At 64.4% G+C, this 6,579-nt stretch carries 5 protein-coding genes; 2 read left to right on the forward strand and 3 right to left on the reverse strand.

Translation table 11 applies throughout. From position 1 onward, the window contains the following. A partial coding sequence (locus tag VEK15_24800) for a hypothetical protein (GenBank protein HXV63942.1) occupies positions 1–222 on the forward strand: 222 nt, incomplete at its 5' end. A 4-nt stretch (positions 223–226) separates the two neighbouring features. After that, a complete protein-coding gene (locus tag VEK15_24805; GenBank protein ID HXV63943.1) occupies positions 227–2,392 on the forward strand; it encodes a sulfatase-like hydrolase/transferase in 2,166 nt (721 codons plus the stop codon). Here VEK15_24805 and VEK15_24810 read toward each other — a convergent pair. The 3 genes from VEK15_24810 to VEK15_24820 form a co-directional block, all read right to left on the reverse strand. Next, entirely contained in the window at positions 2,376–4,058 is a 1,683-nt protein-coding gene (locus tag VEK15_24810; GenBank protein ID HXV63944.1) for a CRTAC1 family protein, read from the reverse strand. The two genes, VEK15_24805 and VEK15_24810, sit on opposite strands and share 17 nt — an antisense overlap. Continuing rightward, on the reverse strand, positions 4,055–5,896 hold the full coding sequence (locus VEK15_24815; protein HXV63945.1) for a tetratricopeptide repeat protein: 1,842 nt from the start codon (positions 5,894–5,896) through the stop codon (positions 4,055–4,057). Before VEK15_24815 ends, VEK15_24810 begins: the two co-directional genes overlap by 4 nt. A gap of 19 nt (positions 5,897–5,915) precedes the next feature. Then, positions 5,916–6,579 (reverse strand): tetratricopeptide repeat protein (locus VEK15_24820; protein ID HXV63946.1); only part of this gene is annotated, 664 nt, incomplete at its 5' end.

A 6,579-nucleotide genomic window follows, 5' to 3' on the forward strand; every position in this document is an offset into this window, starting at 1 on the left:
CCCTACGTTGACAAGACCACGGGTCAGCGACGGCTTCTGTTTCCGATTTTTCCAGGCGAGCTGGCCGAGGGCGCTCTCGCGGTGAATCGTGAGACGCTTCGAGCCAAGGGTCGACGCGCCTTCGATCTCTACCAAGAGCTCGGCTATGAAGCGAGCCCGGTTCGGGACCTGACGCACCACCTGGGCGGGAACACGCACTGCATCGTGAACGTGCTTTCCTGAGCCCATGGGGCGAAGCAGGGGCCAGCGCAACCCGAAGCCTCCAAAGCCCGACGTTTCGAAGCGACGACTGGGTGCGCCATTCGCTATCGCCTTAGCGTCGGCCGCAGCTCTCGCCATCGCTTGGCTCGCGACTCGCGGCCCGACCGACATCGCTCATGGCGCTCTTCGACGGAACAACCTTCTGTTCGTAACGATCGATACGTTGCGCGCCGATCGCTTGGGAAGCTACGGATCCCACGCGGGTCTCACACCGCATCTCGATCGGCTGGGGGAGGATGGCATCGTATTCGAAGATGTCGTTTCCCACGTGCCATTGACTCTTCCCGCCCACACGTCGATCTTCACTGCGAAGTATCCGACCCGTCACGGCGTCCACGATAACGGCACCTATCGTCTCGGCCCGGGGCACAATACGCTTGCCACCCTGCTGAGCGATCACGGCTATCGAACGGCGGCGTTCGTGGGAGCGTTCGTGCTCGACGCACGTTTCGGTCTGGGACGCGGCTTCGACCACTACGACGATTACTACGGTGAGAAGAGGACGTTCGAGAGCTTCACCGAGCTCGAACGAAGGGCGGAATCGGTGCTCGCTCCCGCCGAAGCCTGGCTGCGCGAACGCCGAAACGAGCCCTGGCTCGTTTGGATCCATCTCTTCGATCCCCATGCTCCCTACGAGGCGCCCGAACCGTTCGCCTCCCGCCACTCGCGAGATCCGTACGGGGCGGAGATCGCCTACGTGGACGACAGGCTGGGTGCCTTCCTGGCGCGGCTCGATGCCGCGGGCCTTCTCGAGAACACGCTCGTAACCCTCGTGGGCGACCACGGTGAGTCTCTGGGCGAGCACGGCGAGCTCACGCACGGGACGTTCGCATACAACGCGACCCTTTCGGTGCCCTGGATTCTGTGGTCCAGAGCCGTCCCGGCCGGCCGTTTTTCTCCGCGGGTGCGCCACGTAGACGTTCTTCCCACACTACTGGACCTCCTGGGAATCGAGAGCCCTCCCGAAATCGACGGAGTGAGCCTGCGCCCTTTCCTCCAGGCGCCCTCGCGATACGAGGCGCCCACGAGCTACTTCGAGGCGCTCAACCCTCATCTCACTCGAGGCTGGGCCCCGCTACGGGGGGTGATCGGGGGCCGGTACAAATTCATCGAGCTGCCTATCTCTGAGATCTACGACCTGCAGGAGGATCCGGGAGAGACCCAGAACCTGGCACCCCGTCGGGCCCGACTCGCTTCGGAGCTTCGTGACACCCTCGGCGCGCTCGTCGCCGGGGACACTTCCGAGCCCGCGTCCGCCGACGTCGAAACAATTCGTCGGCTGGCAAGCCTCGGGTATCTCGTCGCCCCGGTGGACGTGCGCCGCGATACGTACTCCGAGGAGGACGATCCAAAGCGTCTCGTCGACCTCGCCAACGCCCACGACCAGGCGGGCGCGTTGTTCCAGAGCGGACACGAGGAGGAAGCCCTCGACCTGTTGGAGAAGATTCGTGAGCAACAGCCCCGCTCCTCGTTCGCCCATCAGAAGCTCGCCTACGCGCTGCGACAGCTTGGGCGAGCGGACGAAGCGATCGACGTTCTCGAAGGCGCCGTCCGAAGCGGCCTCACCGACTCGTCCCTTCTCGTCCTTCTCGGCTCCTACCTCGTCGAGACCGGCGAAGTGGGAAAGGCTCGTTCCCTTCTCGAGCCGGTCGCCGAAGCTCATCCCGAGTTCGCGGAAGCTCACAACACACTGGGCGTGGCCTACGCGCGGCTCGGTAACCCGGTCGCGGCCGAGCTCGCCTTTTCGAAAGTGCTGGAGCTCGACCCGAGCTCAGCCACCGCACACAACAACCTGGGCTCGGTCGAGCTCGGCAGGGGTCGAAACGACGAGGCCGTGGCACATTTCGAGCGCGCCCTCGCCATCGACGAAGGCCTCGCAAGCGCCCACAACGGCCTCGGAGTCGCCCATGCTCGGCGCGGCGAGCTCGAGAGAGCGGTCGCGGCATGGAAGCGTGCGGTCGAGCTGGCCCCGGACGCGTTCGATGCCCTGTACAACCTGGCGATGGCTCTCCTCGAGCGATCGCCCGCCGAAGCCGTTCCCTATCTTGAGCGCTTCGCCGCGAAGGCTCCGCCCGATCGCTACCGTGAAGACATCATCAAGGCCGGAGAGATACTCAATGAGCTGCGGTAGCGGGAGATTGCGTCACGTAACCTAGACCTTCGAGGATCGTCGCTCGCGCGCCCGCGGGAAGGCTGTCGACTCGCTCGACGAGTCCGCTCGGCCATCGAATCGTCAGTCGTTCGACGACGTCCTTCTCTCCCAAACCGATGTGCACCCGGGGATCGTGTGAAGACAGATACCCCCCCGACGGCCTCACTTCACGAACAAGATGGCCGGTATCGGTCTCTCGGATGATCCTCGCCCCGACGGCGCTCCGGTTCGACCGACGTCCGATCAATCTCAGGGTGACTGCCTTTCCCCCGCTTTCGTTTCGCAAGAGCCTTGGGACGTCGTCGATATTGACGACGACGGCGTCGACGTCACCGTCGTTATCGACGTCCCCAAAAGCCGCGCCGCGGCCCGAGGATTCGGCCACGAGAGCGTCGTCCGGAGCCAGAGGACGTTCGACCAATCGTCCCTCCTCGTTCCAGAAAAGTTGATCTCGTTGCCGATAGCGCGTATTCTGGCCGGTCTCGTCGGCCTGCGGATAGACGTGACCGTTCACGACGAACAAATCCAAATCCCCGTCGTTGTCGAAATCCTCCATGCGGGTCGCCCATCCGAGATATAGCCAGGTCGGCATGCGCAAGTTGAACTCGGAGGTCGCGTCGGTGAAGAAGCCCGAGCCCGAGCTCCGGTATAGCGTGTTCGTGTCGTGGGAGAAGTTCGTGACGTGCAGATCGAGCCGCCCATCGCCGTCCAAATCCGCCGTATCGACTCCCATCCCCGCCTGAGCCAGACCGTCTGCGTTGTAGGCGACTCCCGACAGGAGCGCGTCCTCCTGGAAGTGGCCCGTCCCGTCGTTCCGGTAGAGGAAGTTCGGCACGGAATCGTTCGCGACGTAGAGATCCAGGTCACCATCGTCGTCGTAGTCTCCGGTTGCGACCCCGAGACCGTAGGCTCCCGTCGCGTCGAACAAACCAGCGTCGCGCGTCGCCGCGGTGAACGAGCCATTGCCTTCGTTCCGGTAGTAGACGTCGGGAACGCCCCTGAGGCCGCTCGGGCCGCAGAAAACGGGAACTCCGAACCAGAGACAGCTCGGGCGCGAGCCGGGAAGCGGCAAGGCGCTCACATCCGACTCCGAATAATTGACGGCATAGAGGTCCAGGTCTCCGTCGCCGTCGGCGTCGAAGAACAAGGCGCTCGTTCCGAAGCCGGCGTCTCCCACCGCGGCTCGATCGGTTACATCTTCGAAGGTTCCATCGCCGCGATTTCGAAAGAGCACGTTCGGTCCGAGGTTCGTAACGTAGAGGTCGTCCCAACCGTCGTTGTCGTAATCGCCGACGGCGCATCCTAGGCCCCATCCCCGATCTCCCACGCCCGCGAGATCGGTTGCGTCCTCGAACTTCCAGTCTCCGCGGTTTCGATAGAGGCGGTTCGGGCCGGCAGGGACCGTCGTCTGCCCCTCGAGGGACGAACCGTTCACGAGGTAGAGGTCGAGGTCTCCATCCTCGTCGTAGTCGAAAAGCGCGGCTCCGCTGCCGAGCGAGCTCACGATGTAGCGTTTCTCCGACTCGCCGCTGACGTTTCGATAGTCGACGCCCGAGCCTTGGAGCATCTCCCGAAAGCGGGCGGATGGCTCCTCTGCCGAGGTGAGAACGAGGATCGCGGCGACCCACCCCCCGCTCGAGCTCATGGGTGGACGCGAGTGGATCGAAGCAGCTCGCGTGCCAGCGCGGATTCGCGTCTCGCTTCGCTCTCCCGTCCCATCGCTCGGTAGAGGCGGGCAAGATGACGGTGGAGCTCGGACGAGTCCGGGATCGTCGCGGTGGCACTCTCCAGTTGCTCCACGGCCGCTTCCCGTCTCCCGGCTGCCGCAAGCCAGTCGGCGTAGTCGATATAGCGTTCAGGGTTGCGCGCATCAAGCTCGACGGAGCGCAGAAACGAGGCTTCGGCGGATTTGGTGTCACCGAGCGCGTCGTGAACGATCGCCCAGGCCCGCTGAATGTCCGGCTCGTCCTCGTCCGCTTCGAGAAGAATGCTGCGCGCCTCATCGGCTCGCTCCGAAAGAGCGAGATTCTCGGCGTATGCGGCTTCGACCGCCGGATGGGCGCGGAACGAACGACGCGCGTCCTCGAGAACCGCGAGAGCCCGAGCCTTCTCGCCATCCTCTCGGAAGCAGCGTGCCAGCATGAGATGGTGGAGAGGCTCCATCGTGGCCAGCGCCACGAAACGTCGACTCTGCTCGAGGGCCTCTTCACTGCGGCCGTTGTCGAGAAGATGCTCGATGAGCGCTTCCTTCAGTCTCGGGTCGCTGGGATCGAAATCGATCGCGGCCTTCAGCTCTGAAGTGCGGTCGTCGATCTCCTTGAGCTCGCGGAACGTCTCGATCATCCTGCGCCCGTGCTCCAGCTCACCGTGCCGAAGAAGGAAGTTACCGAAGCTCAATCTCGGCTCGGGCGCGAACGGCAGGAGCTCCAGTGAGGCTTCGAAGTGCCCCCTCGCCTCGTCCGGTCGATCCAGCTGGTCGCAGGCGCGCGCCAGCTGGTGATGGACTTCGCCGTCCTCGGGACGAAGTTCGACGGCTCGACGGAGCATCGACTCCGCTTCCCCCGCGCGACCCGATTGCAGATAGAGTCGTCCGAGCGCCTGGGAGGCGAGTGCGTGACCGGAGTCGAGCTCGATCGTTTTCCGGTAAGCCCTTTCGGCCTGGTCCACTTCGCTCTCATAGGCGTAAATGGAGCCGAGCTGAAAATACGTCTCGGCGTGCTCCGGCCTCGCCTCTCGGGCCCGCTCGAGATAGGCCTTCGCCTCGCCGAGCTGCTCTTGGCGCGCATGGAGAAGCCCCATCTCGAAGAGGCACGCGGGGTCGTTTTCCCGGAGCTTCAGCGCTTCGCCGAGGTGACTCTTCGCCAGCTCGTAGTGTCCCAGCGTCGAGTAGACGGCACCCAGATGGTACTGAGCCTCGTAGGAGTCCGGCGATTCCCGGACGGCGCGGGTGAGCAACTCGACCGCCTCCCTGGCGCGTGCCTGCCGGAAGTACAAGACACCCAGAGGCGCGAGGGCACGAGCATCGTTCGGATACTTCTCGAGAATGCGCTCGAGAAGCGCGACCGCGACGTCGTCCTCGCCCCGGCGCATGTAGAGATGTGCGAGACGATTGAGTGCCTGCGGGTGACTCGGCTCCACCTCGAGCACTGCCCGATACTCGGCAATAGCCTCGTCGTCCTCCGCCAGGGCCTCCCGGTAAGAGCCGAGAAGGAGTCGGCTCCGCGCTTCCCGGGGCGCGAGGGCCACGAGCGATTCGGCATAGGAGACGCCTTGCGCCTCGCGCCCGAGTCGCAGGTTGACCACGGCAAGCATCCAGAGGACGTCCGGGGAATTGGGCCGAAGCGAGTAAGAGCGCTCGAGCGGCTCGAGTGCCTCGACGAGCGCCCCTTCGTCCAGGAGGCGACGCGCACGCTCCAGCTCCGGCTCGCCTTCGACCTGGAGACCAACGAAGATCACAGGAAGCCAGGAAGCGAAAAGCTTCATGCGAATCCCATTCTACCGCTCAATGACGAGTGCGCTCGTAGGCGACGAGCTCATCGAGCATCCTCTTCAGCTCCGGGTCGTCTCCGCTCACCCGCACGGCGGCCCGCATCGCATCGACGGCCGCGGTGACGTTTCCTCGCTCGAGCTCCATCGCGGCGAGATTCTTGTAACCCAAGGCATAGGTCGGATCACAGGATACCGCTTTCTCGAATGATCGAATGGCTTCGCTGATTCGTCCAAGCGCCGCGTAGGACGCACCGAGATTCGACTGCGCCTGGGCCAGACAGGGAGACAGGGCGACCGCGGCTCGAAGGGCTTCGATCGCTTCTTCGTGGCTTCCGGCCGTCGCCAAAGCATTTCCGAGGGCCAGATGCGAATCGACATCGTCGGGGCCGAGCACGACGGCTCGCCGCAGCAAGGGAATCGCTGCGGCGACGTCTCCCTCGTCGAGCAGCAGCTGGCCGAGCCGGTAGACGGCCGCCGGATCTTCTGGGGCCGACTGGATGCGCTCGGCGAGAAGCGCTCGCGCTTCCGCGCCCTTTCCTGCGGATTGAAGCACGGAGGCGAGGCGGTCGAGGAGAAAAGGATCGGGTGCGATCGCGATGGCGCGGCGCAGCCATTGCTCCGTCGCCTCGAAGTCTCCTCTCGCGGATTCGAGCTCCGCCATTTGGAAAAGCGCCTTC

The sequence above is a fragment of the Vicinamibacteria bacterium genome (assembly GCA_035620555.1).
Taxonomy (GTDB): Bacteria; Acidobacteriota; Vicinamibacteria; order Marinacidobacterales; family SMYC01; genus DASPGQ01.

Excerpts from the sequence above, each read along its gene's own strand:
- VEK15_24805 (HXV63943.1), top strand. The coding sequence starts at position 227 with ATGGGGCGAAGCAGGGGCCAGCGCAACCCGAAGCCTCCAAAGCCCGAC.
- VEK15_24810 (HXV63944.1), bottom strand. The coding sequence starts at position 4,058 with ATGAGCTCGAGCGGGGGGTGGGTCGCCGCGATCCTCGTTCTCACCTCG.
- VEK15_24815 (HXV63945.1), bottom strand. The coding sequence starts at position 5,896 with ATGAAGCTTTTCGCTTCCTGGCTTCCTGTGATCTTCGTTGGTCTCCAG.